The organism is Acinetobacter sp. 8I-beige, from assembly GCF_902505955.1.
Classification (GTDB): domain Bacteria; phylum Pseudomonadota; class Gammaproteobacteria; order Pseudomonadales; family Moraxellaceae; genus Acinetobacter; species Acinetobacter johnsonii.
Genome location: NZ_LR732792.1, coordinates 636,085 through 662,731 on the forward strand (window position 1 = coordinate 636,085; position 26,647 = coordinate 662,731).

Consider the following 26,647-nt stretch of genomic DNA (forward strand, 5'->3'; position numbering starts at 1 on the left):
CTTTTATAGAAGATACAGACTAAATCTGTCACTATACTGAGCATATTCAGTAAATATCCGTGACATCGTTTTGAGGTTGTAAGATGGATGATAATAAAAGCAAGGCGCTCAATGCTGCGCTAAGCCAAATTGAAAAGCAGTTTGGTAAAAACACAGTAATGCGTCTTGGCGATAACACCGTACAAGCTGTTGAAGCGGTATCAACGGGTTCTTTGACACTTGATATTGCTCTAGGCATAGGCGGCTTACCGAAGGGTCGTATCGTTGAGATTTATGGTCCTGAATCTTCAGGTAAAACAACCATGACTTTACAAGCGATTGCCGAATGTCAAAAAGCAGGTGGTACATGTGCATTTATCGATGCAGAACACGCTTTAGACCCACAGTATGCGCGTAAACTTGGCGTAGATATTGACAATCTACTGGTTTCTCAGCCTGACCATGGTGAGCAAGCACTTGAAATTGCAGACATGCTGGTTCGCTCTGGTGCCATTGACCTCATCGTTGTCGACTCTGTTGCAGCATTGACACCACGTGCGGAAATTGAAGGTGAAATGGGCGACTCGCACATGGGCCTCCAAGCACGTTTAATGAGCCAAGCATTACGTAAAATTACAGGTAATGCAAAACGTTCAAACTGTATGGTGATTTTCATTAACCAAATTCGTATGAAAATTGGTGTAATGTTTGGTAGCCCTGAAACCACGACTGGTGGTAATGCGTTGAAATTCTATGCGTCTGTGCGTTTAGACATTCGTCGCGTAGGTCAGGTCAAAGAAGGCGATGAAATCGTTGGTTCTGAAACCAAAGTGAAAGTTGTCAAAAACAAAATGGCACCTCCATTCCGCGAAGCGCTCTTCCAAATCCTATATGGTAAAGGTGTCAACCACTTGGGCGAACTTGTAGACTTAGCTGTTCAACAAGAAATCGTACAAAAAGCAGGTGCTTGGTATTCATACCAAGGCGACAAAATCGGTCAAGGTAAAAACAATGTGATCCGCCACCTTGAAGAAAACCCTCAGTTGGCTGAAACCATTGAGAAAATCATTCGAGAAAAACTACTGACGACCGCAAACGCTGCGCCTGTAGAAGAGAATGAAGAAGAGCCAGACTTTTTAGATGCTTAATTAAAAGTATCGAAAAAGATTAAATGTTATTACACGACATTTAGGCTTACACTAAGAAACGCCCTACGGGGCGTTTTGTTTATTCAGATCTATTTCATAGCCGATTATGCCTAATTCAAAATTCCCCAAACTCCTTGACTATGATGCTCTCAAACAACAATTTGGTGAGGAAGAATCCCCTGCTACTCAATACGGCCACACGCAAGTAACACAAGAAACTGATGATGCTTTAGATCTTGATGAAGAGAATCAACCCAAACCCACAGGTTTAACAGGTTCTCGTCTACGTTCTTATGCCTTTGCTGTATTAACACGTAAGGAATATTCAAAAGCAGAATTGATTGAAAAACTGGCTACATGGGCGATGCACCGTGAAGAAGTGATTACACTGGTTGAAGAACTTTCAGCACAAAACTATCAGAGTGATCAACGCGTGGCTGAGATCACTTTATCGAGCCAAAAGCGTAAAGGCAAAGGCCCTAATCGCATTAAAATGGCGCTCAAAACTAAAAAGATCGACACTGGGTTAATTTTAGAAGAACTGAAAGAAACGGATTGGGTCGAACAAGCCTATCAACTCAAAATTAAAAAGTATGGAACTGAGGTCGCAACAGATCCAAAACTAAAAGCCAAACAAATCCGTTTTTTGATGTATCGTGGCTTTGAAATGGATGCGATTATGAAAGCGATTTCGAGAAAAATTAAAGATTAAACGGCTATTTACCTGCACTACCCTACACATGATTGATCTATCATCTAGCTATATCAAGAAAACGTAAACAGACTTATCATCTATTAAACCTTAAATGCTAAAAATCTGATTTACTGCAGCTCATAAGCTGACCAAGTGATGCCTAAATTCCCTTGATGCAAGATCATGGTATAGGTGCCATCAATATTGGCATGATTGTACGCACCCGATCTGACCTCGACCCTCTGGTTCCTGTCATTAGGCATCTGCACATCTAAATAATAATGCGAAAGCGAATGACGACGCGCGCCTACTCTCCAAACACCCTCGCTCTTCTCCTTATTTACGACCTGCACATCTTGAGAACTTAAAATACTATTATCATTTATGCTATTCACAATACGCACCAAACTCGCAGAATAAATACCAACAACAGGTATAGCAAGTGCGATCACCATGATCATTTGCCGCTTCATTTTCTGAGCAAACTTCTTTTTAAATACAATATATAGAGAAGATAATAGAAAGCTCATGCATATCAATGAATAAAATAAAAAAGCTAAATCGTAATGCTGGATAATACCCCTAAGAAATAAATAATTGCATACAAGCATAATCAGAAAAGACAGCACTTCTGTAGAGATTTTAGCCTTTTGCATATAAATAATATAAAAATTATGATGCTTTGGATAACTAAGGTATAGATAAACCAAAGCCATACCATGAAATAAAAGATCTGACCAATCAAATATAGGGGCTAAAAAGAAAATAATAACCGTCAATACATCTAAAATTTTTCTAAATTTTAATGCATATTTTAAATATTTTTGTTGCTGTTCACTGGAAATATTTTTTGTATGTTCTTGTATAAAATTTTGTTCTTGCTCTCGTTTATTAACAACCTCAATATCTTCAAAATGCGCCATGAACATATTACAAATTCTTGTATATGATTCAAAATCTGAACTAATATGAACCACTTGATGATGCTGATCGACCAATAATAAACGACTTCTTTTTTTAAAATGTAAGATTTGGTAGCCTTTTATTTCACTATAAATAACTTTTTGACTGCAAAAACTTTACGATAGAGAAGATGATCTTCATTAAAAATGATTTCAGTATTAATACTTTCAAGCAATAAGTAAAAAATGCAAAATAATACATATAGGCAAGATATAACAACACCTATGGCAATATAATTTAAAAAACCATTTGAAATAAAATATAGAATTGAGAAATAGATAAAAATAATGGTAATTGCAAAAAATAGAAGAAAAATCAGAATACTTTTCACTTTTTCAGAGGATTTAATACTTACGACTAGACCTGCATCAATGCCATAGTAAACTTTCATTTTTATTCTTATATATTTATAAATATGGTGGCAACCCTACCAGCAAACCTTCGGCACATCATATTTCCACTACCGTTGCTACCTTCCGGTCCTGGCGGGGTTCGTAGAATACAATTGCGAAGTAACCGGCAGGGCTACCATTGCAAGAACAGAGTATAGAGATTTTTCCCTAAGTTGCAAGCCTATAAACGACTTTTCAATAAGCATTTCATTCAATTGACTATTTATAAAACAACCTTAAGAAAAATCGCTCAATTATTGGTAACGACTAGGCTACATTCACTTACCTAAATATACGACAACAATGTAAAAGCTTATTGCAATTCATAACGTTGCCGTTTTTAATGGGGTAAATGAATTTCGTTTGATGTGTTCCCCATCAAAGCCTTATAACACGGATATTTTATGATGCTAAAGAAGCATAGCCTATGTGCCCTCACCCTACTTTGCACAACGCCTGTTTTCGCCAATATTCCAATTGAATCTCGCAGCTTAAGTCAAGCAACGAACAATAGTGTAAATCCAACCAGCATCGCAGTAGACACGGGCGCCAGCACAACAGCGACCAATATTAATTGGCAAATCATGCAAAAAAATCAACAATTAGAAAGTGATTTGCGTAGCTTACGCGGCAAACTTGAAGAACAAGACAATGAGATCACTCAACTCAAACATGAGTTGGAAAACCGTTACGCTGACCTAGATCAACGCTTAGAGTTGCTTCAGCAAAAAGTAGACCCTGAAGCGAACAATACAACGGAGGATAACCAACAGGATACTCCTCCCAGTAACACTACAATCACCAACGCCAGCAATAGCACAACCGCGGCCGCAGTAAACAAAGCACCTGTAGTGGTCAGCACTCAAAACACATCAGAGCCATCTGAGCTAGAAAAAGCCGCGTATACTGTCGCATTGGATGCCTATAAGCAAGGTGGTGCGAAGAAAGCGATTGCACCCATGCAAAATTTTATTAAAAACAACCCCAACAGTGTTTACATCAGCAATGCATATTTCTGGTTAGCTGAATTTAATTTAGCGATTGAACCCACCAACTATGCAGAAGCGAAAAAAAACTACGGGATTGTAGCAAACCAATATCCTAACTCTTCGCGCGCGCCTCGAGCCGTCTATCAACTCTACAATATTGCCAAAGAAGTGGATAAAAACACGAATCAGGCCAATCAATACAAAGCCAAACTCCTTAAGCAATATCCTAAGTCTGAAGAAGCCTCTTTCTTTAAAAAGTAATTTTCCTATAAATATAAAAAAAGACACGCGAAGTGTCTTTTTTTATATTTGGAAAAAGCTTAACGCACAATGCCGCGCTCTGACTGTTCTAAGGAGTCAATAAGCAGCTGTACCTCAGCAACTTCAGGCAAAATTTCTGCACGGATACGTTCTAAAGCCTGCTCTGTCGTTAAACCTTCTTTATAGATCAGTTTAAATGCAGTACGTAAACCTTGAATCACATTTTTAGACCAACCCTTACGACGCATGCCTTCAACATTCATCGCAAAAGCATGTGCAGGATTACCAGAAACCATCACATAAGCAGGGACATCTTTTACAATCAATGATGCACCACCAATCATGCTATAAGAGTCAATCTTACAGAATTGGTGTATACCCGAGTTACCGCCGACAATCACATAGTCACCAACATGAACATGACCAGCTACGCCGACATTGTTTGCAAAAATATTATGATCACCGACCACGCAGTCGTGCGCAATATGTGTATTCACCATCAATAAATTATGGCTACCAATCTTGGTTATACCGTGATCCTGAACTGTACCACGGTGTAAACTACAATGCTCACGAATTTTATTATGGTCACCAATTTCTAACCAGGTTTCTTCACCTGCATATTTTAGATCTTGGCAGACCTCACCCACGCTTGCGAATTGGAAAATTTCATTGTGTTCTCCAATACGCGTATAACCACCGACCACTACATGCGAATGTAACTGCGTACCTGCACCAATAGTGACATTTGGACCAATAATACAATACGGTCCAATCTTTGCATCTGCTGCAATCACGGCAGATGCATCGATGATTGCTGTTGGGTGAATAAATTCGTTATTGCTCATGATTGCTCTATTTTCTGATGCGAAACCATAATTTCCGCAGATGCTGCTACTACACCGTCAACAGTGGCAATACAATTATATTTGTAAATACCACGTTTCTGCATGACCAATTCTGATTTTAACACCAATTGGTCGCCTGCAACGACTTGCTTTTTAAAGCGAACTTTCTCTGCACCTGCGAACAAGAACAAAGAACCTTCACTTGGTTTCTCATTGTTCATGATGAAACCAAGAATACCTGAAACTTGTGCTAATGCTTCGACAATCAAAACACCAGGCATAATTGGATAATTAGGGAAATGGCCTTGAAGAAACTCTTCATTAATAGACACATTTTTATAAGCCACAATTCCATTTTCAGTCACATCAACAACACGATCGACCAATAAAAAAGGATAGCGGTGTGGTAAGTACTCACGAATGGTTTGAATCGTCATTGGCAATTCAGGTTTCGTGAAACTAGTAGAATTCGACTCAGTCATCATATTTCTATTTACGCAATTTAATTGTTGATTCAAGGGACTCGATTTGAGCCTGCATATGATCAAGTTTTTTTACCAATTGGGTCAATGGCACATCTGCTAATTGTCTTAAACGAACAACGGTGCGTTTCCACTTTTGATTTTCAAACAGTCCAATTCCTGAAGAATACGTTCCAGCCACAGAAATATTATTTGTGACCATTGACATTCCAGTTAAAGTGACATTATCAACAATATTTAAGTGCCCTGCAATTGCAGACCCACCACCTACGATGCAATTTTTGCCAATGGTTGTACTACCCGCAATTGCGGTATTCGCAGCAAAAGCCGAATTGGCACCAATTTTAGCGTTATGGGCGATTTGCACAAGGTTATCAATAATGACACCATCTTCCAAAATTGTGTCATCCAATGCACCGCGATCAATACTACAATTTGAACCAATCCGTACATCATTACCGATGATGACCGAACCCAATTGAGCAATTCGATGCCATTTCCCTTGATAAGGGGCAAAACCAAAACCTTCACTACCAATCACAGTATTGGCATGAATACGGACACGATCACCAATTTTGCATGACATCAAGTTTACATGTGATTCAATTAAACCGCTGCGGCCAATTTCAACCCCATCATGTATGCTGACATGTGAATGGATAATCGTGTCATCGCCAACAACGCAATTTGCACCAATGACCACATAATGTCCAATATAAGCAGTATCTGAGATGATTGCAGAAGGATGTATCTGCGCAGTGCTTTCGATGCCCTGTTCAGTGTGTTTAACCTCAAAAGCATGAGTTAAAATTGCAAAGGCTAAATAAGGATTGGCAACAACAATAAAGTTTTGATGTTCAACCAAGTGATCTTTCAGATCAGCTGTAACAATGAATGCTCCAGCTTTAGACTGCTGTGCTTGCTCTAAATACTTTTCACCATTTACAAATGCAAGATGTCTAGATTCTGCCGAATCTAGACTTGCCAATCCCTTAAGGATTAAATCAGCTTGACCTACACACTCACCTTGGACTAAACGAGCAAGATCTTCTAAGCGGTACTGTTGAGGATTCATTGATTACTTAATTGCGTTAACCTTTTGAATCATTTTATCAGTTAAATCATACTTAGCGTCATAGGCAAGTGCTGAGTTTTTATTCAAAACAACATCTAATTGATTTTCTTTACGCAATTGTTCAGCAACCTGCTTTACACGACCATCAAATACAGTACGTACTTGCTGAATAGAGCTTTGCACACTGCTTTGCATGGTTTGCTGCAAAGTATTGAACTCGTTCATTTTGGTTTGATACTGAGTCACCATTTTTTGCTTATCCGCAGCGCTTAGCTTATCACCTGTTTGTAAACGCTGTTGTAAGTCTTGAAGCTCTTTACTAAGTTGATCAAGCTTCGTACTTTGCGGTTGAATTTTCTGTTGAAAACTCGAATTTTGCTGTTTTAAATAGCTACTATTTTCAACAACACGCTCAAGATCCACTACACCATAGCCAGCAGCATTCACCACTGTAGAAGTTAATGCTGTAAGTGTTAAAGCTGTAAGAAATTTTTTCATATTTATATCTTTCATGTAGAGAAACGGTCGACCTTAGAAGGTACGACCGATTTCAAATTGAATGTTCTTTGTTTCATCGCCATCTTTATCATTCAATGGGTATGCATAGCTGAGAGACAATGGACCAATCATGGTAATCCAAGTAAAGCCTACACCCACGCTATAACGCATGTTATCAACATCGAAACCGAAGTTGTCTTTACAATATTGCTTAGAGTCTACATCAGCACCATTCACATAAATGGTTGAACTCGATACATTACATTGAGTATCAAAAACTTGTGCACCTTCAGCAAACAGCACTGGACGGACTTGACGTGTCCAATCCCCTTTAAATGGTAAAGGCAAAGCCAATTCTGTACCAAATTGAATCAACGCATTACCACCGACTTCTTCAGGGTCATAATCAACATCATCAGATTCACTGTACGTTACACCTGGATACTTTGGACCTAATGTGCTGTTGTCATAACCACGGACTGAACCAAAACCACCTGCATAGAAGTTTTTATAGAATGGTAAGTCATGACCATAGCCCAACTTACCATAACCGCGAAGTACGAAGTCTTTGCCTAATGGGAAATAAGCTTGAGCATCATAAGTCAGTTTTTGATATTCAACATCACTGCCTGGTAAGGCAATTTCACCATTTACACGATGTGACATACCTGATGTAGGAAACACTGGACGGTTTAAAGTGTTATATGACCAACCCAAATTTAAGTTATACGTTAAGAAATCACCCTTAAACTCGTTATCAAATGATTCTGTTGCAGAACACTCACTAGTTATCTCATCCCAATTCGCATCTGGACAATATGACCCTTTACTACCCGTTGCCTTTCCACCATTTGCCAATAAATAATCACGTACATAGGTCGATACATACGGACCTGTAGTCACTTCAGTTTGGTCAATGTTTAAACCTGCACTAATGCTTTGGTTTTCATCAATTGGATAACCGAAATTGATACCACCACCAAAACTATCCGTCACATAGTTGTTGACGTTATAGTCTTCATCCAACTTGGTTTTACGGTAGTACATGTTATAACCACGACGTACACCATCAATCGTAAAGTACGGATCCGTCACACTTAGGTTGTAGTAATCTTGTGTTTCTGAGCGTGATAAATCAATGGCAACAGAGTTACCTGTACCCATGAAATTGGTTTGACTTAAACCCGCTTGGAAGGTTACACCACCACTTTGTGAGAAACCAACTGCCAAGGTACTGGTACCCGAGTGTTGCTCTTCAACATTAATGTTTAAATCAACCTGATCGGCTGTGTTCGGAACACGCGCAGGCTTGATATCTACAGTTTTAAAGAAGCCTGTACGCTCTAAACGAACTTTAGATAAATCAATTTTCTCATTACTTGCAAGTGCACCTTCCATTTGGCGCATTTCACGACGTAATACTTCATCCGCAGTTTTTGTGTTGCCGGTAAAGTTAATACGACGCACAGTCACTTGCTGACCTGGATTCACGTAATAATTTAAATCCACCAGATGAGTTTCTTTATCGATCTGAGGCACGACGTTCACTTCTGCATAGTAATAACCTGCATTACCGTATTTACGCAGAAGCAACTGTTTAACAGCATTCACTTTTTCTTGTGAATAGATATCGCCATCTTTATAAATTTGCAAAGCTTTCAGTTCTGCTGGGGTATATAAAGCATCGCCCAAAAATTTGGTTTCGCCAAATTTGAACTGTTCGCCTTCATCCACTGAAACTTCAACAAAAATATTCTTTTTATCTTCACTTAAATTTAAGCTTGAGTGATTGATATTAAAGTTGATATAGCCTTTGTTTAAATAAAGCGCACGTAAAGACTCTAAGCTTGCAGCCATCTTTTCACGTGCATAACGGTCGTTACGTGAAATAATGGATGTCCAACCACTCTCTTTTACCGCAAACGCTTGTTCAATTTCGCTTTCTTTAAATACTGTATTACCAATAATATTGATATCTACGACTTTTGCAGCCTTACCTTCAACAAACTCAATAGTAAGGTCTACACGGTTGTTCGGCTTTGCCGTCGTCACAACTTTAACATCAGCATCATAACGACCTTGCTGCATGTACTGTTGTTCAAGCTCAGATTCAACCGTTTGTAGCGCTGATTTTTTCAGCACTTCACCTTCGGTAATCCCCATCTTCTTCAAGCCTTCTTCCAAGGCCTCTTTAGGAATGAGTTTATTACCTTTAAATTCAACTTTAGAAATTAGTGGGCGTTCGACAACTTTGAAAACCAGCGTATCACCCTGCTTTTCTGTTTTAATGTCATCAAACAAACCTGTTGCATATAAACTACGAATGGCATTGGCAAGTGCTGCATCGCTCACACGATCCCCACTATTCAACGGAATCATTCCATAGACATTTGCTGGCGTTAAACGAACAAGTCCATCAACCTTAATATCACGTACTATATAATCTTCTGCTGCATATACTTGTTGTACTGTTGCCATAGCACTGATGAGCGCCAAAGGCATAAATAAATGTGTGTGCTGCATGCCAGTTTTTTCCGATGTAAAATTTAATTCCATATCTACGCTTTTTTACAAACGCATAAAATCATTGAATAGTGCCAAAAGCATCATACTTCCGAGCAATACCATACCAATTTTTAAACCAACCAATTGTATTTGTTCAGAAACAGGTTTACCACGTATTAGTTCTATAAAATAATAGACCAAATGTCCACCATCAAGCATAGGAATAGGCAATAAATTTAATATCCCTAAACTTACACTCATCAGTGCCATAAATGAGATAAAAGTTTGCCAACCCATTTCTGCACTTTGTCCTGCGACTTTGGCAATCGTGATCGGTCCTGATAGGTTGTCTAGACCAATCAAACCACGCACCATTTTCACAATCGAGTTCAAAATCATACTCGACAGTTGACCAGTTTTATCCACCGCCATCATGAAGGCTTCGGCAGGATTATATTGTATCGTTTGTTTATATTCTGTAGGAATACTGATTTTCCCAGGGTCACTTTGTACACCTAAGACACCAGAAACCTTGCCCATATTGTCGCGCTTACCTTGCGGCATCACTTCAAGTTGTACCAATTGATTTTGACGAAGCACATCAATTTTTAACAATTTCTCAGGCGAGGCTTGAACCACTTGAACTACATCAAACCAATCATTCATCTTGATGCCATCAATCGCGACAATTTTGTCACCTTGTTGCATACCCTGACGAATGGCTGCACCATCTTCGCTCAACTTAGTCACAACCGCAGGAATTTTTGGTCGATAAGGCGTAAAACCCAAAACATCAAGCGGAGACTGTGTTTGATCTTTCAAGAAGTTTTGAATAGGTAAACTAAACGTCTTAACTTGTCCCGCACGTTCGGCCTGAATTTGGATTGACCCCGTTTCACCTACACGATCAACCAAGGCAAAATTCAACTTTTCCCAAGTGGGTGTAGTTAAACCATCAACAGCGGTAATTTTATCGCCCACTTGCATTTGAACTTGTGCGGCAGGTGTATGAGGTAGCACTTTACCCACACGTGTATTCAACTGCTCTTGTGCAGGTAAAAATAAAATCCAAAACAGTAAAATGGCGAATGCCAAGTTAATCAATGGGCCAGCTGCAACAATTGCGATACGCTTCCAAGGTGACTGACGATTAAATGCTTTGGGCGCATCCTCTTCAGCAACATCACCTTCACGCTCATCTAGCATTTTGACATAACCACCCAAGGGCAATGCCGAAAGCTGATATTGAATACCTGACTTTTTAGAAGTCCACTTTAAAACCGTTGGTCCAAAACCAATGGAATAAACTAAAACTTTTACGCCCAATTTACGCGCAACAAAATAGTGCCCAAACTCATGTATTGCAATAAGTGGGCCTAAAAGCAAAATTGCCGCAACAATCATAAACAAGGCGCTCATGCTTAAATTCCTATATTCACCACATATTGCTGAGCAACATGACGTGCGTTTCGATCGGCTTCTAAAATAACATCAAGTTGTGTTGCTGCTTGATGTGGGATGGTATTCAAAGTGTGTTCAACAATAGCAGGAATATCCATAAACCCCACCTGTTGATTTAAAAATGCAGCAACTGCAATTTCATTGGCAGCATTTAAAATCGCAGGGGCTGTACCCCCAGTTTTCATCGCTTGACGTGCCAAGCTTAATGCGGGGAATCGATGCGTATCAGGTGCTTGAAAATCCAACTGATGATTTTTAAATAAATCTAAAGCTGGAACATGGGTTTGAATACGCTCAGGCCATGCCAACGCATGTGCAATCGGCGTACACATATCAGGATTTCCCATTTGCGCCAATGTTGAACCATCCACATATTGCACCATGGAATGAATAATACTCTGCGGATGCACAACTACTGTAACAAAATGTTCTTCGATTGAAAAAAGATGACAAGCTTCAATTAGCTCTAACCCTTTGTTCATGAGGGTCGCCGAATCAACCGAAATTTTCTGCCCCATGGACCAATTAGGATGTTTACACGCCTGCGCAGGCGTTACATTATGTAATTCATCTAAACTATGTTTTAGAAATGGCCCGCCAGATGCGGTCAGAAGAATACCAGAGACTCCAAGTTTCGGCTGTCCGTGGCGCTCAGCTTGTAAGTAGGTCTGTGGCAAGCATTGAAAGATTGCATTATGCTCAGAGTCCACAGGAAGTAAAAGAGCCTGATGATCATGAGCAGCCTGCATCATGATGTCACCCGACATCACCAGCGCTTCTTTATTTGCCAAAAGAACACGCTTTCCTGCTTTTACCGCTGCTAGCGTCGGCATTAAACCTGCAGCGCCAACAATGGCCGCCATTACCACATCCACTTCTGGATGTTCAGCAACCGCGATGAGGCCTGCCTCATCCGCCAAAATTTCAATGTTTTGTAAATTGGCTGCGACTAGAAGCTGGCGCAGTTCATCCACTTTAGCTTGAGGTACAACTGCAATTTCAGGTTGAAACTGCTGACAAATATCAACAAGCTCTTGCATCCGACTATGTGCCGTAACAGCAAACACAGAGTAGCGTTCAGCATGTTGTTGCAATATTTTTAAGGTGCTCTGCCCAATTGAACCCGTCACACCCAAAATACAAACAGATTGAGACATTTACAAATCTACGCCAATAAGTTTTAACACATATACACCAGCAGCAAAGATAGGTGCAGCAGCCAGTAGCGAGTCAATGCGATCCAGTACCCCACCATGCCCCGGCAAAATACGACCTGAGTCTTTAATTCCAGCACGACGTTTAATCATAGATTCAAACAAATCACCGAGTACCGAGCTAAATACAGTGACTACAGATAAAATAAGAAATAATAAATGCTGTGCGTACGTTAAGTCTAAATAGAGGATTTCAACAGCAACCACGATGATCATGGCCGTAATCACACCACCATAAAGCCCTTCCAACGATTTATTTGGACTCACTTCAGGTGCAAGTTTACGCTTACCCAGTTTACGCCCAACAAAATATGCCCCACTGTCAGCACCCCAAACCAATAAAAACAGGTACATTAGCCACCATGGAGACATCTTCCAGAGTGCAAAAATAGCAGTCACAGCTGAAGATATCAGAACAATTCCAACCACCTTAAGGGTTGAATTATACCAAGCATCATAATTTGGATAAGATTTAACCCAATACAGGCTGAGCAACCAACATAGGATAGAGGCAGCCCAAAGTAGAAGCGCAATATCGTTAAAGTATAAGGCAAGTGTAGCAAGGCCAGCACTTAGTAAACCAAAACCCCATGCTAGAGGTTTATTAACATTTTTTGTTGTACGGGGCATGAGTTTAAACCACTCATAGCCTGCAACCCCTGCCGCAATAATCATCAGCACAAACATTGGATAGTGTGACTGGGTTGCAAACATACAACTCAGTACAACGGCCACCAAAACCAATGCGGTTATAATCCGCTCTAACATTTATTAGTTCTCAATTTTATCTTGTAGAATTTGTTCCGTCGTTTTCCCGAAACGACGTTCACGCCCACCAAATACAGCCAAGGCGTCATCAAACTCTTCTACACTGAACTCTGGCCAAAGAGTTGGAGTGAAGTAAAGCTCTGCATAAGCTGCTTGCCACAACATAAAGTTCGATAAACGAAAATCCCCGCCTGTACGAATCAATAGATCCACAGCGGGTAAATCACTCAAACTAACGTATTGGCCAAAAACATGTTCATCAATTTGCTCAGGATCTAACGCTTGAGATTGAACAGCAAGTGCAATCTGCTTAGCCGCATGCGCCATATCCCACATCCCACCGTAACTAATTGCGATGGTCAAAGTCATCTTGTCGAAATTAGCAGTGTCTTGTTCGGCATGCAACATTAAGTCACGCAATTGCGGAGATAATTTAGAACGATCACCAATAAAACGTAAGGACATTTGATATTGATGCATACGAGGCAACTGTTCATGAATCGTGTCTTCCAACAATTTCATGAGCAAATCAACTTCAGCTTGAGGGCGCTTCCAATTTTCACTCGAAAAAGCAAAAACGGTTAATGCTTGAATATTTTTTTTTCGACAATGCTCAACAATCGGGTCAAGGACATTTTTTCCTTCACGGTGACCATCGCCCTTTTGCATTGCATTTTTTTTGGCAAAACGATTGTTGCCATCCATGATGATGGCAACATGTTTTGGAAGAGTAAGCTTATCTTCTGAATCGGTCATTATACAAGTTAGACCTTCAACAACTCAGCTTCTTTATTCGCAAGACGTTTGTCGATTTCAGCAACAAACTTATCTGTGATTTTTTGAATATCATCAGATGCACGACGTTCATCATCTTCAGAAATTTCTTTTTCTTTCAACAATGCTTTGATGTCGCCCAGTACATCACGGCGAATATTACGTACTGCAACTTTTGCATTTTCAGCTTCGTTACGCGCAACTTTTTGCATGTCACGACGTGTTTCTTCCGTCAGTGCAGCCATTGGAACACGAATCGCATCAGCCGTAATCGGGTTTAAACCCAAATCTGATTCACGAATCGCTTTATCAATTGCCGCAACCATGGTGCGCTCAAATGGCTGAATCAACAATGTACGCGAGTCTTCAACACCCACGTTTGCCACTTGGTTTAATGGCACATCTGAGCCATAGTAAGGAACCATTACCCCGTTTAAGATAGATGGATGCGCGCGTCCTGTACGAACCTTGGCAAAACCGTGTTCTAACGAGTCAAGTGACTTGTTCATACGGTCTTCTGCGTCTTTTTTAAGATCGTTAATCATGTGATCTTCCTTACTTAATTCGAAAAGATATAAATTCTAAAATAGCGTGTAGTATAAAGAGCTTTCGAGGTCACGTACATTAGTTCGTTACGTGAGTACCCTCTTTTTCGCCCATAACCACTGAAAGCAATGAACCTGCTTTATTCATGTCAAAGACTTGAAGCGGCACATTATGGTCACGACACAAGCAAATCGCGGTTAAATCCATCACACCCAATTTCTCATCTAACACTTGGTCAAAAGTTAAGGTGTCATATTTAACGGCATCATCATATTTGCTTGGGTCTTTGTTGTAGACACCATCAACTTTCGTTGCTTTTAGGATCAGGTTGGCTTCAATCTCGATACCACGTAAGCATGCTGCTGTATCTGTGGTAAAGAACGGGTTACCTGTACCTGCGACAAACACACAAACTTCACCTTGTGTTAGATGACGAATCGCATCACGGCTTGAGTATGATTCAACCACAGCACCAATTGGCAATGCTGACATCAAACGAGTTTTGATATTACGGCGTACCAAAGCATCACGTAATGCCAAGCCATTCATCACGGTTGCAAGCATACCCATTTGGTCACCGGTTACACGACCAACCAAACCATCTTTTTGTAATTGACTACCGCGATATAAGTTACCACCACCCACAACGATCCCGACTTGCACACCCAAACCTACTAAGTGCGCAATAGCCAAAGACATTTGATCAAGTACTTGAGCGTCAATACCCATATCTTTATTTCCAGCCAATGCTTCGCCAGAAAGTTTCAGTAAGATGCGTTCAAAACGTGGTTTTTTAGAATCCAACATCGCAATAACTCCAATATCTAAATTTTAAAATTTTATTTGTGTCTTAATTCGATTTAATCGAAATCAATTGTGCATACAGATCATATTCATCTGCATCGGTAATTTCGACTTCTAACAAATCGCCTGATTTAATCTGGCTTTTATCAATATCTTCCACAAAGACATTGCCATCAATTTCAGGAGCATCTGCGTATGAACGTGCAATCGCAACTGGGAATTCTTCATCCAGCTCATCGACCAGCACCGTCATTTTCTGACCAACACGCTTTTGAAGTTTTGCAGCAGAAATCGCCTGTTGCACTTCCATAAAGCGCTCATAACGCTGTTGCTTAATCTCTTCTGGCACGTGATCTGGCAAGTCGTTTGCTGTCGCACCTTCAACAGGTGAATAGGTAAAGCAGCCTACGCGATCAAGTTGTGCTTCTTTTAACCACTCAAGCAAGATTTCAAAATCTTCTTCAGTTTCACCAGGGAAACCCACAACGAAGGTTGAACGAATTACTAAGTCAGGACATTTTTCACGCCACAGCTTTAAACGCTCAAGTGTATTTTCACTATGCGCAGGTCGTTTCATCAGTTTTAGAACTTTTGGACTTGCATGTTGGAATGGAATATCCAAATAAGGCAAAATTTTGCCTTGTGCCATCAAGTCAATCACTGCATCCACATGCGGATATGGATATACATAGTGCAAACGCACCCAAATACCGAGTTGACCTAAGGCCTCACACATGTCATAGAACTTCGTCTTAACAGGTTGACCATTCCAAAAATCTAATTTGTATTTAGTATCGAGGCCGTAAGCAGAAGTATCTTGGGAGATAACGAGTACTTCTTTTACACCGGCACGTTTAAGCGCAGCCGCTTCTTCTAAAACAGAACCGACTGGGCGAGACACTAAGTCACCACGCATACTTGGAATAATGCAGAAGGTACAACGATGGTTGCACCCTTCTGAGATTTTTAAGTACGCATAATGCTTCGGCGTTAAACGAATCCCTTGTTCTGGAACAAGGTCAATAAATGGGTTGTGTTTTGGTGGCTCAGGCACGTATTGGTGCACGGCTTCCATCACTTCTTGATATGCAGCTGCCCCTGTCACTTTTAAGACATTTGGGTGCATTTGGCGAATTTTGTCTTCGTCTTTACCTAGGCAGCCCGTAACGATTACACGACCGTTCGCACTCATGGCTTCGCCAATGGCATCTAAAGACTCTTGCACTGCAGATTCAATAAAACCACAGGTATTTACAACAACTAAATCCGCACCATCATAATCTGATGCTACATCATAACCTTCAGTCTTCAACTGAGTTAAAATTCGTTCGGAATCAACCAATGCCTTAGGACAACCTAAAGAAACAAAACCGACTTTGGGGGATTTCATGAATCTGCGCTCCACTAGAATGCGCGTATTGTATGTCTTTTCTGTTTATAAAAACAGATCGATTCCACACTCTTTGTTTAATGCACCAAAATAAAACCAACACTGTAGTAGAATTAACATAATGCACCATTTTAAGTCACTTTTGGTTTACTTGATTTTTAGAATCCGCTATATCTTTAGCTAATCGTTCATTTACAGCGCATTCCGCAAAAAAAGTGTGCTCATTTCACCATACAAAATCAAAGTTGGCGTGCATTTTGCTTTATTTGCATCAATTCAGTCCGCTATTTGGAACGGTTAATGCTTTATCAAGATGCCATTGCGCTATTTTAATACAGGATACATTCGCTAATGGATCACCCTATTTCTATCGACTATCGCCTTTTAGTGGACAATTTGACCACTGCGATTTTATTGGTCGACAGTAAATTAAATATTTTTTACTTAAATTCCTCTTGCGAAGCATTATTTGATATCAGTCTTTTACGTGCCTCTGGCCAACCTGCGCTTAATTTACTCCATGCACCCAATGATGAATTCAATACAGAAGAAGCACTTCTCAATACTTTAAACTCGGGACAACACTACACCCGCCGTGAAGCCATCATTAAGGTCAACTTTAAAGATATTCATGTTGACTATACCGTGTCACAGCTAAATTCAAATAAACCCTATCATCCTTTGCTTTTAATTGAGATCAATCCGATTGATCGGATGCTCAAAATTTCAAAGGAAGAAAATTTTTTACAACAACATCAGGTCGCACGCCAACTGATTCGTGGTGTTGCACATGAAATTAAAAATCCGTTGGGCGGGATTCGTGGTGCTACACAACTGTTAGCGCGTAGCCTCAATGATCCGCAATATAGCGAGTTCACCGACATTATTATTAGTGAAGTCGATCGCTTACGTAATTTAGCAGATACCATGCTTGGTTCTCGTCAGCTCCCAAGTTATGAATTGGTCAATGTACATGAGCCTTTAGAGCGCGTTCGCTCACTCATTACCAACCAAACCAAAAAGAAAATTAAGATCACCCGTGATTATGATTTGTCATTACCTGAAGTCATGGCCGATCGTGATCAACTGATACAAGTCATGTTGAACATTAGCGTCAATGCTGTGCAAGCCATGACTGAAAATAAAGAGTTCTTTGTCGACCACCAACCTGAACTAATGTTACGCACCCGTATTCAACGTTTAGTGACCATCAATGGTGTACTGCAACGCTCCGTGGTGCGGATTGATATCGAAGACAATGGTCCGGGCGTTCCAGAAGAAATTTTAGAATCCGTGTTTTACCCACTGGTCACGGGTCGTGCTAAAGGCACAGGACTGGGTTTAAGTATTGCGCAAAATATTATGCATCAACATAACGGAATGATTGAATGCCAATCTATTCCCGGAAAAACAACTTTTAGCTTATATATACCTTGGGAGTTAAACCATGTCGCGAAATAAAATATGGGTAATTGATGACGATCGCGCCATGCGCTGGGTGCTAGAAAAAACATTCAAAGAAGAAGGTTTCGACGTCACAAGTTTTGAAGAAGCTCAATCCGCTTTAGACCAGCTCAGTTTAGATGCACCCGATGTTATCTTGACGGATATTCGTATGCCCGGCATAGATGGCTTAACTTTTTTAGCGAAAGTTAAAGCCAACTATCCTGATCTACCTGTCATTATTATGACGGCTCACTCTGACCTAGAGTCTGCTGTTTCAAGTTATCAAACAGGCGCATTTGAGTATTTACCCAAGCCTTTTGACATTGATGAAGCATTAGCCTTAGTGAATCGTGCGATTTTGCACATTACCAAAATGCAGCAGCAAGAGTCGGCAAAAACGGTACAACCGATTCAATCGACCGAAATCATTGGCGAGTCTCCTGCTATGCAGGAAGTCTTCCGCGCGATTGGTCGTTTGTCTCAATCACACATTACAGTGTTAATTAATGGTGAATCTGGTACAGGTAAAGAGTTAGTTGCGCATGCTTTACACCGCCACTCACCACGGAGCAGCAAACCTTTTATTGCACTCAACATGGCCGCGATTCCAAAAGACCTGATTGAAACAGAGCTTTTTGGTCATGAGAAAGGTGCATTTACTGGCGCCAATACCCAGCGCCAAGGTCGCTTTGAACAGGCCAATGGTGGAACGCTGTTTTTAGATGAAATTGGCGATATGCCTTTTGAAACACAAACGCGTTTACTGCGTGTTCTAGCTGATGGCGAGTTTTACCGTGTCGGTGGGCATATCCCAGTAAAAGTAGATGTACGTATTGTCGCGGCAACGCACCAAGACTTAGAAAAATTGGTACATGATGGTCGCTTCCGTGAAGACTTATACCACCGTCTGAACGTAATTCGCATTCACATTCCAAAACTGGCGCATCGTAGCGAAGACATCCCAATGTTAGCGCAGCACTTCTTGGCACGCGCAGGCAAAGAATTAGGTGTAAGCCCTAAAATCCTTCGCCCTGAAACGCAAGAATATATGCAACAGCTGCCTTGGCAAGGAAACGTACGTCAACTTGAGAACACCTGCCGCTGGTTAACGGTCATGATTACAGGGCGTGAAGTTTATCCTGAAGACTTACCGTCAGAGCTGAAGCAAATTCCAATTACCCGCTCAGGTGAAGATGCACAAGTTGCGCAGAACTTAGATCGGATTGCAGTCCACCATTGGGACGAGTTATTGGGTCAATGGGCTGTGCAGAAACTAAAAAATGGCGAGATGAAAATTCTCGATATCGCCACCCCAATGTTCGAACGTACATTGATCATTGCTGCGCTGCAACAAACCCGTGGCCGTAAACGTCATGCAGCTGAGTTGCTCGGTTGGGGGCGCAACACCCTTACGCGTAAACTCAAAGAACTGGGTATGGATACCGCAGATGATGAAAGTGAAGAAGAAGCTTTAGAAAACTAAAGCAGATTCAAAATCACAGCCAACTCAAAATAAAAGCGCCGCAATGGCGCTTTTATTTTTTAAGCCGTAAAGCCCAAATAGCGTGAATAGCCTTCAACACCAAGAGGTGCTTTTAACATGATAAATTTTGGGTAATTGGCTTGAGTTAACTCTTTAAACATAATCACTTGATCATCATGTGCATGGAGATCATCAACACTGCGCTGCATGGTCGCTTCAAATTCATCTGTGATATATTCGAAACCAATGTCCATCGCAATAAATAAGGTATGTTCACAAGGCTGAACGTATTGTTCCTGAGACCAATCAATTACCTGTTGTTGGCAGTGTGGACACGCTACAGGATCTGTCGCTTCACAGTCTAGTGGGATCAATTGATAAGTCATAATTTAGTTTTTAAACAAAGATGCTGCGAAGTTTAGCATAGGATAAAGTACCTAGAATAATCATGTCGACTTTAGAAAAAGCCATTGCACTGGCTGCAACCCAACATGCAGGGCAACTCGATAAGGGCGGACAACCTTACATCCTGCATCCACTGCGTCTCATGTTGCAATTTTCCAATCCCACCCTACAAATCATTGCTATATTGCATGACATTTTGGAAGACACCTCAACGACTGCTGAAGACTTAAAAGCGCTTGGCTTTAGTGCCGAGATCATTCAATCCATACAAGCACTGACCAAACAAACAGGTGAATCACGTTTGGAAGCGGCTAAGCGCACTGTATTAAACCCTCTTGCAACCCAAGTGAAATATGTTGATGTACTCGATAATATGAACCTTACGCGCATAAACAATCCAACAGCAGACGACTTTGCACGACTTGAAGAATATAAAGTGGTGCTTGAAATACTCAAACAAGCGAAAACTCAGCGAAACCCTTAAAATAGCTGAGTATTTTCAATTAAATCTCTACAATTTCAAAATTGACAAACTGCAACGATCACTTTTTAATTAAGCCTATCGTTGCACAAATGGACATCGTGAATGTTAAGCGATTTAGATGATTTTTATTGTTTTGCTCAAGTGGTTGAACATGGTGGTTTTAGCGCAGCTGAACGCGCAACAGATATTCCTAAATCCAAGCTCAGTCGACGCGTGTATAACCTCGAAGAGCGCTTGGGTGTACGCCTAATTCAACGCAGCTCTCGCCATTTCGCAGTGACCGATATTGGTATGAATATTTACCGTCATGCGCAAGTGATGATGAATGCTGCACAAGCCGCACACGATTTGGTCGATCATCTCAGTTTACAACCGCGTGGCGTCATTAAACTCAGCCTGCCAGTATCGATTGCACAAAACGAAATTGCACGCATTTTACCAAGTTTCTTAAAAACCTATCCCGAAATTAAAGTGCAAATGATGGTAACCAATCGCCGTGTGGATATTATCAACGAAGGTTTTGATATTGCCCTTCGCGTCCGCTCCAATCTAGACGATGATCCAAGTTTGGTAATTCGTAAATTTGAAAATATCGAGCAGCATTTATTTGCCAGCCAAGCCTACTTAAATGAATTTGGCGAACTGAAACAACCCGAAGATTTAAGCCAACATCATATACTGAGTATGGTTGATGAGCATTTAGATCAACATATCATCGTGCATAATGATGCGCAGCAACAAAAGAAAATACGCGTCAATCCTGTAGTGATGGGCTCTGATTTGAGTATGTTGGCTCAACTGGTCCGTAAGAACTGCGGCATTGCCTTACTTCCAGACAGCATCGTACAAGATATGGTGAAAAGTGGTGAGCTGGTTCGTGTCCTACCCGACTGGAAAGCACCACACGGTATTTTTCATGCGGTGTATCCTTCACGTCGTGGTTTATTGCCTGCTGTCCGCGTGTTTATTGACTATTTAATTGAACACCTTAGCTCAAATAAATCACTTTAAACTCTACACATGCTCAATGACATTGAGCCAATCCATGAGGCAAAAAAAAGAGCTTAACCGAGGTGGATAAGCTCATAAACTTTCAAAATAAGAAACTACAGCGAGTATCTTGGAAACAATTTTAGTGACAAAATGAAGTCTAGACCAATAGCTTGCATGTATAAGTTTTAATCATATAAAATCAAAAACCCGATAAATAAAGGGGTTCAGAAATATCAGTGATTGCTTTTAAGACTTAATTTAGCTTTTAGACCACAAAGCTAGACCAAAGTCTAAAATTTAACCACCTACAAAACATCAACTTAAATTTCTGGATAAGTGCCCGTACCTTCAGGCCAAGGTGATAGTAACTCAAAACCTGTTTCAGTCACGAGTACCATATGCTCCCACTGCGCAGTTAAAGACTTATCTGCAGTCACGACTGTCCAACCATCCTTAAGTTCTTTGACATGCGCTTTGCCCATATTAATCATCGGTTCAATCGTGAACACCATGCCCGCTTTAAGCTGCATCCCCTTACCTGGTTGACCATAGTGCAATACGCTTGGCTGTTCGTGATAAACCTTGCCGATACCATGACCACAATACTCGCGTACCACACTATAACCTTCACGGTGCGCAACTGTTTGAATGGCATAACCAATATCACCAAGCGTTGCACCTTGCTTCACAGCATGAATACCTGCAACCATCGCCTCATAAGTCGTATCGACTAGCTTTTTGGCTTCTGGTTTCACTGTACCTACATAGTACATACGACTGGTATCACCAAAGTAGCCATCTTTAATAATTGCCACATCAATATTAATAATATCGCCATCTTTGAGTACAACATTCGGCGATGGAATACCGTGACAGACCACTTCATTTGGAGAAATACAAGTGGTTTTGGTATAGCCATGATAACCAATATTGGCAGGCGTCACTTTTAAGGTATTTACAATGAAGTCATGACAAATATCATCCAGATATTCAGTCGTAACACCCGGCTTTACATGTTCACCAATCATCGCTAAAACTTCGGCAGCCAAACGACCAGATATACGAAGTTTTTCTACATCTTGTTCAGTTTTTATGCTCACATTTAAGCCACGCATTGAAATATCCTCAATTATGAAGTCGCAAGTATAGACCTTTTCTCAATATTTTTGTTCAAACTTAAATCTTAGGATAGCCTCCAAACACCAGCCTTTAAAAAATTTGTGTAATTTTAAAGCATTTGCACTACAACTTTTAATTTAGGAAAAACAGTGTCTCAAGCTTTTCATATTTATAATTTTTCTATTTTAAAATGGATAATCAATCACATATATCAACCTATTTTTTACAAGTTGATATATTCACTTTTCATCTTATAAAAAAATTTAATACTACCCATGAAATAAATTAGCCAAAAAAACACATATGCACTAAAATCGTCCCCTTTGTTCAACTCGATCTCCCTTTTATGACAAGTCTGCGTACTCGGGATATTGTTGCTTTGGGTTTTATGACTTTCGCACTCTTCATTGGTGCGGGCAACATTATCTTTCCACCGATTGTGGCTCAACAAGCGGGTGAGCATGTATGGCTAGCAGCTTTTGGTTTCTTAATCACTGCTGTGGGCTTACCTGTAATCACCATTATTGCGCTGTCACGTGTCGAAGGTTCGATTCAAATTTTAAGTTCACCTTTGGGTAAAATAGCCAGCCTCATTTTAACCATTACGTGTTACCTAACTGTCGGGCCACTCTTTGCGACACCTCGTACTGCAACCGTTTCTTATGAAATTGGTTTTTCATCTTATCTTGGAACATCAAGCAGCAGCTTGCTGATCTACAGTGCAATCTACTTTAGTGTAGTCACCCTCATTTCACTGTATCCAAACAAGATTTTAGACACGGTTGGTTATGTACTCTCGCCACTGAAGATTTTATCTTTGGCCATCCTTGGCATTGCGGCGATGATGATTCCAACTGGTTTCGTTCCGCCGGCCATCAATAATTATGTCGACAGCCCTGTTTCTGAAGGTTTTGTAAATGGTTACTTAACCATGGACACTTTAGGTGCTTTAGTTTTTGGTATTGTGATTATTCAAGCCATTCGTTCACGCGGTGTCAGCAACCCTAAACTGATTACGCGTTATGCAGTTATTGCGAGTATCATTTCTGGTATTGGTTTAACTGTGGTTTACCTCAGCTTATTTAAACTTGGCCTTGGAAGCCATGAAGTCGCAGCAAATGCGAGCAATGGTGCAGTGATCCTGCATGCATATGTTCAACATGCATTTGGTGACTTAGGTTCTATCTTCCTTTCTGCCATGATTTTTATTGCTTGTATGGTCACTGCGATTGGCCTGACCTGTGCATGTGCTGAATATTTCAGTTCAATCACTAAAATTGGCTATAAAGTTTGGGTCTTCATTCTGATTGGTTTCTCTTTCATTATTTCAAACTTAGGTTTAACCAAACTTATCGCCTTTTCTGTGCCTGTTTTAAGTGCAATTTATCCACCTGCAATTGTGGTGATTATGCTGAGCTTTGGCTGGAAATTCTTTAATCATCCTCGCCGAGTGATTGCACCTGTTACAGCAGTGTCTTTGGTCTTTGGTCTTCTAGACGGTTTAAAAGTTGCGAACTTTGAACTGCCTTATGCGCTGACTCACTTACCTCTTGCAGAACAAAACCTTGCATGGCTTATCCCATCATTGGTGGTTTTTGTAATTGCTGTTGTAATCGACAAAGTGAAAAAGTAAGCAAAAACTGATGTTGTTAAAATCTGGTTTTACCCAAACCTGATTTTAAGCATGATCAATATTTGTCACATTTTATCCAAATGGACACATATTGTTTCATTTCTTTCTACATCAGTTTTTGTACATACTGACACATTTCATATACACCGCTAAAGTCGTATATCAACACCTTCATATCTCTTATAAATTTAATATTAGAAAATAAAAAATTCTTTAAAGCCTGTCCTAGCAAGCGATTCATGGCATCAATATTGCTTTATACAATCTATGTATAAGCTTACATACATCATTTATTTGTCATCTTATACCGTAACGAAATACTATTTATTCACTAAAAAAATGCTACATACATATTTTCTGATTGGTATAGCATAATTTCTCTGAAAAATAGTTGTTTTTGCTCTTGATCAACGCAAGTTTTAGCAGTACAACATTAAGAACTAATCCGACTAAACACATTGGTTTTTAGTCAAAAACTCAAGGAGGGATGGAGATGTTATCATTACATTTCAACAAGCAAGTCTTCATTAACGCTCTGAAGGCAAACAAGAATATGGTGACGTATTTAAGTACCACCATTGCCCTAATGGTCATTATGATCATGCATGGCTTAATTCAAGGTAACCTTAAAGCTGAATATTTTGCTTACGCTATCGTCGTATCATTTGCCTTTTATTTATGGGCAGTCGTCGATCAAAAATTCCGAAAGGCCACACAGTCAATTGACTAGCAAACAGGTGGATGATTAGTCATCCACCTTTGTAAAAGTATAAAAATTAAAAAGCTATAAGAACAACTTAAAATAAACCTAAAAACATTCCCCACAACAAACCCAACGTCGCTACAATTTCCCCCACAACCAATGCCATCATTACCATCAGCATAATTGATTTGGGTAAAGTCCATTTACCTAAAACATGCGGACTACGGAACTGGTTATTGGTGTCTTGCAATAGCCCATGCACAATATAGCTCAGTATCGAAAAGCTAAAAAAGAATAAATTAATTCCCACAAACAGCATATTCACAGGTTCAGGCCAGACTGAAATTGCGGCCATTACCGCAATAATTAAACTTGCAGGTGCATATAGCAAACTGCTGCGGTGTGCGATATCAACATAATAGTGCGCGCGAAACTGTGGTGAATGGCGAATTTGTGCATATTTCCATACCCCTGTCAGCATTCCAACAAACAGAAAAATCCCACTAAACAAAAGTGCAAATTTTACCGACATATCTAATTCAACAAGCTGCATGTGTTTTCCTTTTTTATTTTCACCCTATTCTATACAGATCTACTTGACTTCAAAGTCATAGATTAGATAAGTTTCCTTTTGGAACTTAGGTAGAGTAGAAGCAAATTAAAATGCTTAAACCTATTATGCAAAATTACGAAACTTTAGCCATCACCTGCTCTGACCATTATTCACTCAGTGGACGCTTTTATGCAGCCCAAGGTACACAACAAGCCTTACCTGTTTTAATCTGCCCTGCCACAGGTATTACCCAACAGTTTTACCACCATTTTGCATCATGGCTTGCCGAACAAGGCTATGCCGTTTTGGTTTTTGATTTTCGCGGCATTGGTGAGTCTCTGCATGAACCACTTAAAAAGTCGAAAGCCAGCATCGTGCAATGGGGGCAATTGGATATCCCAGCGGCAATTGAGGTGTTATTGAATAAGACCCAAGCGACACAAGTGATTTTGCTCGGTCATAGTGCAGGTGGGCAACTTTTAGGTATTAACCCAAACTATGAAAAAGTCGCAAAAGTTGTTGCTGTTGCAGGATCAACAGGTCACGTAAAAGATTTGAAAGGTCGTACTAAACTTCTGGCTCCTGTGATGTTTAAACTGATCTTTCCTATTGCACGTTATACCTTAGGTTATGGACCGACCAATGCCATTGGCATGGGCGAAAACCTACCCAAAGATGTGGCACGTGATTGGGCACAGTTTTGCAGCAAACCAGGTTATGTAATCAATGCCTTAGGCAAAACAGTACAAGATGACTTCCACCGTGATATTCGCTGTCCAATCACAGCCATTTGGGCATCGGATGATGAAATTGCTACGCAACTGAATGTCAAAGGCTTACTCAGCCTTTACCCAAATGCACAAACAGATCAAATTGAACTCAAACCACAGGCTTATGGCCACAAAGCCATTGGTCATATGGCGATGTTTAAGCGTTCCCATCAAAACATATGGCCTGAAATTGCAGCACAGCTTTCATCTTAAAGAGGCACATATCAAGCCAAGCCTATCGCCAGTTCAAGCAGCACTTGCTTGACT

26 protein-coding genes and 1 other RNA gene are annotated in these 26,647 nt (G+C 40.3%); 10 read left to right on the forward strand and 17 right to left on the reverse strand.

Going from position 1 to position 26,647, the window contains the following annotated elements:
• Window positions 1-83: 83 nt before the first annotated feature.
• Both recA and GVX98_RS13420 read left to right on the forward strand, forming a co-directional pair.
• On the forward strand, window positions 84-1,127 hold the full coding sequence (gene recA, locus GVX98_RS13415; protein WP_005401034.1) for a recombinase RecA: 1,044 nt from the start codon (window positions 84-86) through the stop codon (window positions 1,125-1,127).
• Window positions 1,128-1,233: 106 nt separating this feature from the next.
• A complete protein-coding gene (locus GVX98_RS13420; protein ID WP_159128372.1) occupies window positions 1,234-1,839 on the forward strand; it encodes a regulatory protein RecX in 606 nt (201 codons plus the stop codon).
• 110 nt (window positions 1,840-1,949) lie between these two features.
• On the opposite strand, the gene GVX98_RS13425 is transcribed toward GVX98_RS13420, so the two are convergent.
• Entirely contained in the window at window positions 1,950-2,744 is a 795-nt protein-coding gene (locus GVX98_RS13425) for a hypothetical protein (protein WP_228716299.1), read from the reverse strand.
• A 465-nt stretch (window positions 2,745-3,209) separates the two neighbouring features.
• Window positions 3,210-3,306, reverse strand: an RNA gene (ffs, locus tag GVX98_RS13435) — signal recognition particle sRNA small type.
• Window positions 3,307-3,580: 274 nt separating this feature from the next.
• On the opposite strand from ffs, the gene GVX98_RS13440 reads away from it, so the two are divergent.
• Complete coding sequence (locus GVX98_RS13440; RefSeq protein ID WP_159128373.1) at window positions 3,581-4,426, forward strand: YbgF trimerization domain-containing protein; 846 nt, start codon at window positions 3,581-3,583, stop codon at window positions 4,424-4,426.
• Window positions 4,427-4,485: 59 nt separating this feature from the next.
• Here the strand turns inward: GVX98_RS13440 and lpxA are convergent, their stop codons facing one another.
• From lpxA to rimO, 12 genes are all read right to left on the reverse strand, one after another.
• Window positions 4,486-5,274, reverse strand: coding sequence for an acyl-ACP--UDP-N-acetylglucosamine O-acyltransferase (lpxA, locus tag GVX98_RS13445; RefSeq protein WP_010326982.1), 789 nt, complete (start codon window positions 5,272-5,274; stop codon window positions 4,486-4,488).
• A complete protein-coding gene (gene fabZ / locus GVX98_RS13450; protein ID WP_010326983.1) occupies window positions 5,271-5,756 on the reverse strand; it encodes a 3-hydroxyacyl-ACP dehydratase FabZ in 486 nt (161 codons plus the stop codon). The genes lpxA and fabZ overlap by 4 nt, the downstream gene beginning before the upstream one ends.
• A 7-nt stretch (window positions 5,757-5,763) precedes the next feature.
• Complete coding sequence (gene lpxD / locus GVX98_RS13455; RefSeq protein WP_159128374.1) at window positions 5,764-6,831, reverse strand: UDP-3-O-(3-hydroxymyristoyl)glucosamine N-acyltransferase; 1,068 nt, start codon at window positions 6,829-6,831, stop codon at window positions 5,764-5,766.
• Between the two features lie 3 nt (window positions 6,832-6,834).
• Window positions 6,835-7,329 carry an OmpH family outer membrane protein gene (locus GVX98_RS13460; RefSeq protein ID WP_159128375.1) on the reverse strand — a complete coding sequence of 165 codons (495 nt, stop codon included), beginning with the start codon at window positions 7,327-7,329 and terminating at the stop codon, window positions 6,835-6,837.
• 33 nt (window positions 7,330-7,362) lie between these two features.
• Window positions 7,363-9,852, reverse strand: coding sequence for an outer membrane protein assembly factor BamA (bamA, locus tag GVX98_RS13465; RefSeq protein ID WP_159128376.1), 2,490 nt, complete (start codon window positions 9,850-9,852; stop codon window positions 7,363-7,365).
• Between the two features lie 45 nt (window positions 9,853-9,897).
• The gene (gene rseP / locus GVX98_RS13470) at window positions 9,898-11,253 is read right to left on the reverse strand and encodes an RIP metalloprotease RseP (protein ID WP_159128377.1); all 1,356 of its coding nucleotides are present in this window, start codon (window positions 11,251-11,253) and stop codon (window positions 9,898-9,900) included.
• Between the two features lie 2 nt (window positions 11,254-11,255).
• Window positions 11,256-12,452, reverse strand: coding sequence for a 1-deoxy-D-xylulose-5-phosphate reductoisomerase (gene ispC / locus GVX98_RS13475; protein ID WP_159128378.1), 1,197 nt, complete (start codon window positions 12,450-12,452; stop codon window positions 11,256-11,258).
• The gene (locus GVX98_RS13480) at window positions 12,453-13,277 is read right to left on the reverse strand and encodes a CDP-archaeol synthase (RefSeq protein ID WP_004981939.1); all 825 of its coding nucleotides are present in this window, start codon (window positions 13,275-13,277) and stop codon (window positions 12,453-12,455) included.
• A 3-nt stretch (window positions 13,278-13,280) separates the two neighbouring features.
• Window positions 13,281-14,033, reverse strand: coding sequence for a polyprenyl diphosphate synthase (uppS, locus tag GVX98_RS13485; RefSeq protein WP_058869827.1), 753 nt, complete (start codon window positions 14,031-14,033; stop codon window positions 13,281-13,283).
• An 8-nt stretch (window positions 14,034-14,041) separates the two neighbouring features.
• The gene (frr, locus tag GVX98_RS13490) at window positions 14,042-14,596 is read right to left on the reverse strand and encodes a ribosome recycling factor (RefSeq protein ID WP_004981941.1); all 555 of its coding nucleotides are present in this window, start codon (window positions 14,594-14,596) and stop codon (window positions 14,042-14,044) included.
• Between the two features lie 79 nt (window positions 14,597-14,675).
• The gene (gene pyrH, locus GVX98_RS13495; protein WP_004696558.1) at window positions 14,676-15,404 is read right to left on the reverse strand and encodes a UMP kinase; all 729 of its coding nucleotides are present in this window, start codon (window positions 15,402-15,404) and stop codon (window positions 14,676-14,678) included.
• Between the two features lie 43 nt (window positions 15,405-15,447).
• Entirely contained in the window at window positions 15,448-16,791 is a 1,344-nt protein-coding gene (gene rimO / locus GVX98_RS13500) for a 30S ribosomal protein S12 methylthiotransferase RimO (protein ID WP_004696556.1), read from the reverse strand.
• A 351-nt stretch (window positions 16,792-17,142) separates the two neighbouring features.
• Between rimO and glnL the strand changes: the two genes are divergently transcribed.
• Both glnL and glnG read left to right on the forward strand, forming a co-directional pair.
• Complete coding sequence (glnL, locus tag GVX98_RS13505) at window positions 17,143-18,252, forward strand: nitrogen regulation protein NR(II) (protein ID WP_159128379.1); 1,110 nt, start codon at window positions 17,143-17,145, stop codon at window positions 18,250-18,252.
• Window positions 18,239-19,720 (forward strand): nitrogen regulation protein NR(I), encoded by a 1,482-nt coding sequence (gene glnG / locus GVX98_RS13510; protein WP_159128380.1) that lies wholly within the window; start codon window positions 18,239-18,241, stop codon window positions 19,718-19,720. The genes glnL and glnG overlap by 14 nt, the downstream gene beginning before the upstream one ends.
• Window positions 19,721-19,779: 59 nt before the next feature.
• On the opposite strand, the gene GVX98_RS13515 is transcribed toward glnG, so the two are convergent.
• A complete protein-coding gene (locus tag GVX98_RS13515) occupies window positions 19,780-20,106 on the reverse strand; it encodes a hypothetical protein (RefSeq protein WP_159128381.1) in 327 nt (108 codons plus the stop codon).
• Window positions 20,107-20,168: 62 nt separating this feature from the next.
• On the opposite strand from GVX98_RS13515, the gene GVX98_RS13520 reads away from it, so the two are divergent.
• Window positions 20,169-20,609 carry a hypothetical protein gene (locus GVX98_RS13520; protein ID WP_004981948.1) on the forward strand — a complete coding sequence of 147 codons (441 nt, stop codon included), beginning with the start codon at window positions 20,169-20,171 and terminating at the stop codon, window positions 20,607-20,609.
• Window positions 20,610-20,711: 102 nt separating this feature from the next.
• The gene (locus GVX98_RS13525) at window positions 20,712-21,620 is read left to right on the forward strand and encodes a LysR family transcriptional regulator (RefSeq protein ID WP_004981950.1); all 909 of its coding nucleotides are present in this window, start codon (window positions 20,712-20,714) and stop codon (window positions 21,618-21,620) included.
• Between the two features lie 302 nt (window positions 21,621-21,922).
• Here GVX98_RS13525 and map read toward each other — a convergent pair whose 3' ends face one another.
• Window positions 21,923-22,717, reverse strand: a complete 795-nt coding sequence (gene map / locus GVX98_RS13530) for a type I methionyl aminopeptidase (protein ID WP_114837234.1) — start codon at window positions 22,715-22,717, stop codon at window positions 21,923-21,925.
• Window positions 22,718-23,067: 350 nt separating this feature from the next.
• Between map and brnQ the strand changes: the two genes are divergently transcribed.
• Complete coding sequence (gene brnQ / locus GVX98_RS13535) at window positions 23,068-24,354, forward strand: branched-chain amino acid transport system II carrier protein (protein ID WP_004981952.1); 1,287 nt, start codon at window positions 23,068-23,070, stop codon at window positions 24,352-24,354.
• 493 nt (window positions 24,355-24,847) lie between these two features.
• The gene (locus GVX98_RS13540; RefSeq protein ID WP_004696541.1) at window positions 24,848-25,084 is read left to right on the forward strand and encodes a hypothetical protein; all 237 of its coding nucleotides are present in this window, start codon (window positions 24,848-24,850) and stop codon (window positions 25,082-25,084) included.
• 67 nt (window positions 25,085-25,151) lie between these two features.
• Here GVX98_RS13540 and GVX98_RS13545 read toward each other — a convergent pair whose 3' ends face one another.
• Window positions 25,152-25,610: a hypothetical protein gene (locus GVX98_RS13545; RefSeq protein ID WP_159128382.1), complete on the reverse strand. Its 459-nt coding sequence runs from the start codon at window positions 25,608-25,610 to the stop codon at window positions 25,152-25,154.
• Window positions 25,611-25,735: 125 nt separating this feature from the next.
• Between GVX98_RS13545 and GVX98_RS13550 the strand changes: the two genes are divergently transcribed.
• Complete coding sequence (locus GVX98_RS13550) at window positions 25,736-26,593, forward strand: alpha/beta fold hydrolase (protein ID WP_062033078.1); 858 nt, start codon at window positions 25,736-25,738, stop codon at window positions 26,591-26,593.
• Window positions 26,594-26,647: the final 54 nt, after the last annotated feature.

Excerpts from the sequence above, each read along its gene's own strand:
- glnG (WP_159128380.1), top strand. The coding sequence starts at position 18,239 with ATGTCGCGAAATAAAATATGGGTAATTGATGACGATCGCGCCATGCGC.
- frr (WP_004981941.1), bottom strand. The coding sequence starts at position 14,596 with ATGATTAACGATCTTAAAAAAGACGCAGAAGACCGTATGAACAAGTCA.
- rimO (WP_004696556.1), bottom strand. The coding sequence starts at position 16,791 with ATGAAATCCCCCAAAGTCGGTTTTGTTTCTTTAGGTTGTCCTAAGGCA.
- GVX98_RS13460 (WP_159128375.1), bottom strand. The coding sequence starts at position 7,329 with ATGAAAAAATTTCTTACAGCTTTAACACTTACAGCATTAACTTCTACA.
- lpxD (WP_159128374.1), bottom strand. The coding sequence starts at position 6,831 with ATGAATCCTCAACAGTACCGCTTAGAAGATCTTGCTCGTTTAGTCCAA.
- brnQ (WP_004981952.1), top strand. The coding sequence starts at position 23,068 with ATGACAAGTCTGCGTACTCGGGATATTGTTGCTTTGGGTTTTATGACT.
- GVX98_RS13420 (WP_159128372.1), top strand. The coding sequence starts at position 1,234 with ATGCCTAATTCAAAATTCCCCAAACTCCTTGACTATGATGCTCTCAAA.
- glnL (WP_159128379.1), top strand. The coding sequence starts at position 17,143 with ATGGATCACCCTATTTCTATCGACTATCGCCTTTTAGTGGACAATTTG.
- pyrH (WP_004696558.1), bottom strand. The coding sequence starts at position 15,404 with ATGTTGGATTCTAAAAAACCACGTTTTGAACGCATCTTACTGAAACTT.
- fabZ (WP_010326983.1), bottom strand. The coding sequence starts at position 5,756 with ATGACTGAGTCGAATTCTACTAGTTTCACGAAACCTGAATTGCCAATG.
- map (WP_114837234.1), bottom strand. The coding sequence starts at position 22,717 with ATGCGTGGCTTAAATGTGAGCATAAAAACTGAACAAGATGTAGAAAAA.
- GVX98_RS13425 (WP_228716299.1), bottom strand. The coding sequence starts at position 2,744 with ATGGCGCATTTTGAAGATATTGAGGTTGTTAATAAACGAGAGCAAGAA.
- lpxA (WP_010326982.1), bottom strand. The coding sequence starts at position 5,274 with ATGAGCAATAACGAATTTATTCACCCAACAGCAATCATCGATGCATCT.
- ispC (WP_159128378.1), bottom strand. The coding sequence starts at position 12,452 with ATGTCTCAATCTGTTTGTATTTTGGGTGTGACGGGTTCAATTGGGCAG.
- GVX98_RS13520 (WP_004981948.1), top strand. The coding sequence starts at position 20,169 with ATGTCGACTTTAGAAAAAGCCATTGCACTGGCTGCAACCCAACATGCA.
- GVX98_RS13525 (WP_004981950.1), top strand. The coding sequence starts at position 20,712 with ATGTTAAGCGATTTAGATGATTTTTATTGTTTTGCTCAAGTGGTTGAA.
- GVX98_RS13540 (WP_004696541.1), top strand. The coding sequence starts at position 24,848 with ATGTTATCATTACATTTCAACAAGCAAGTCTTCATTAACGCTCTGAAG.
- GVX98_RS13440 (WP_159128373.1), top strand. The coding sequence starts at position 3,581 with ATGATGCTAAAGAAGCATAGCCTATGTGCCCTCACCCTACTTTGCACA.
- bamA (WP_159128376.1), bottom strand. The coding sequence starts at position 9,852 with ATGCAGCACACACATTTATTTATGCCTTTGGCGCTCATCAGTGCTATG.
- uppS (WP_058869827.1), bottom strand. The coding sequence starts at position 14,033 with ATGACCGATTCAGAAGATAAGCTTACTCTTCCAAAACATGTTGCCATC.
- rseP (WP_159128377.1), bottom strand. The coding sequence starts at position 11,253 with ATGAGCGCCTTGTTTATGATTGTTGCGGCAATTTTGCTTTTAGGCCCA.
- GVX98_RS13550 (WP_062033078.1), top strand. The coding sequence starts at position 25,736 with ATGCAAAATTACGAAACTTTAGCCATCACCTGCTCTGACCATTATTCA.
- GVX98_RS13515 (WP_159128381.1), bottom strand. The coding sequence starts at position 20,106 with ATGACTTATCAATTGATCCCACTAGACTGTGAAGCGACAGATCCTGTA.
- GVX98_RS13480 (WP_004981939.1), bottom strand. The coding sequence starts at position 13,277 with ATGTTAGAGCGGATTATAACCGCATTGGTTTTGGTGGCCGTTGTACTG.
- GVX98_RS13545 (WP_159128382.1), bottom strand. The coding sequence starts at position 25,610 with ATGCAGCTTGTTGAATTAGATATGTCGGTAAAATTTGCACTTTTGTTT.
- recA (WP_005401034.1), top strand. The coding sequence starts at position 84 with ATGGATGATAATAAAAGCAAGGCGCTCAATGCTGCGCTAAGCCAAATT.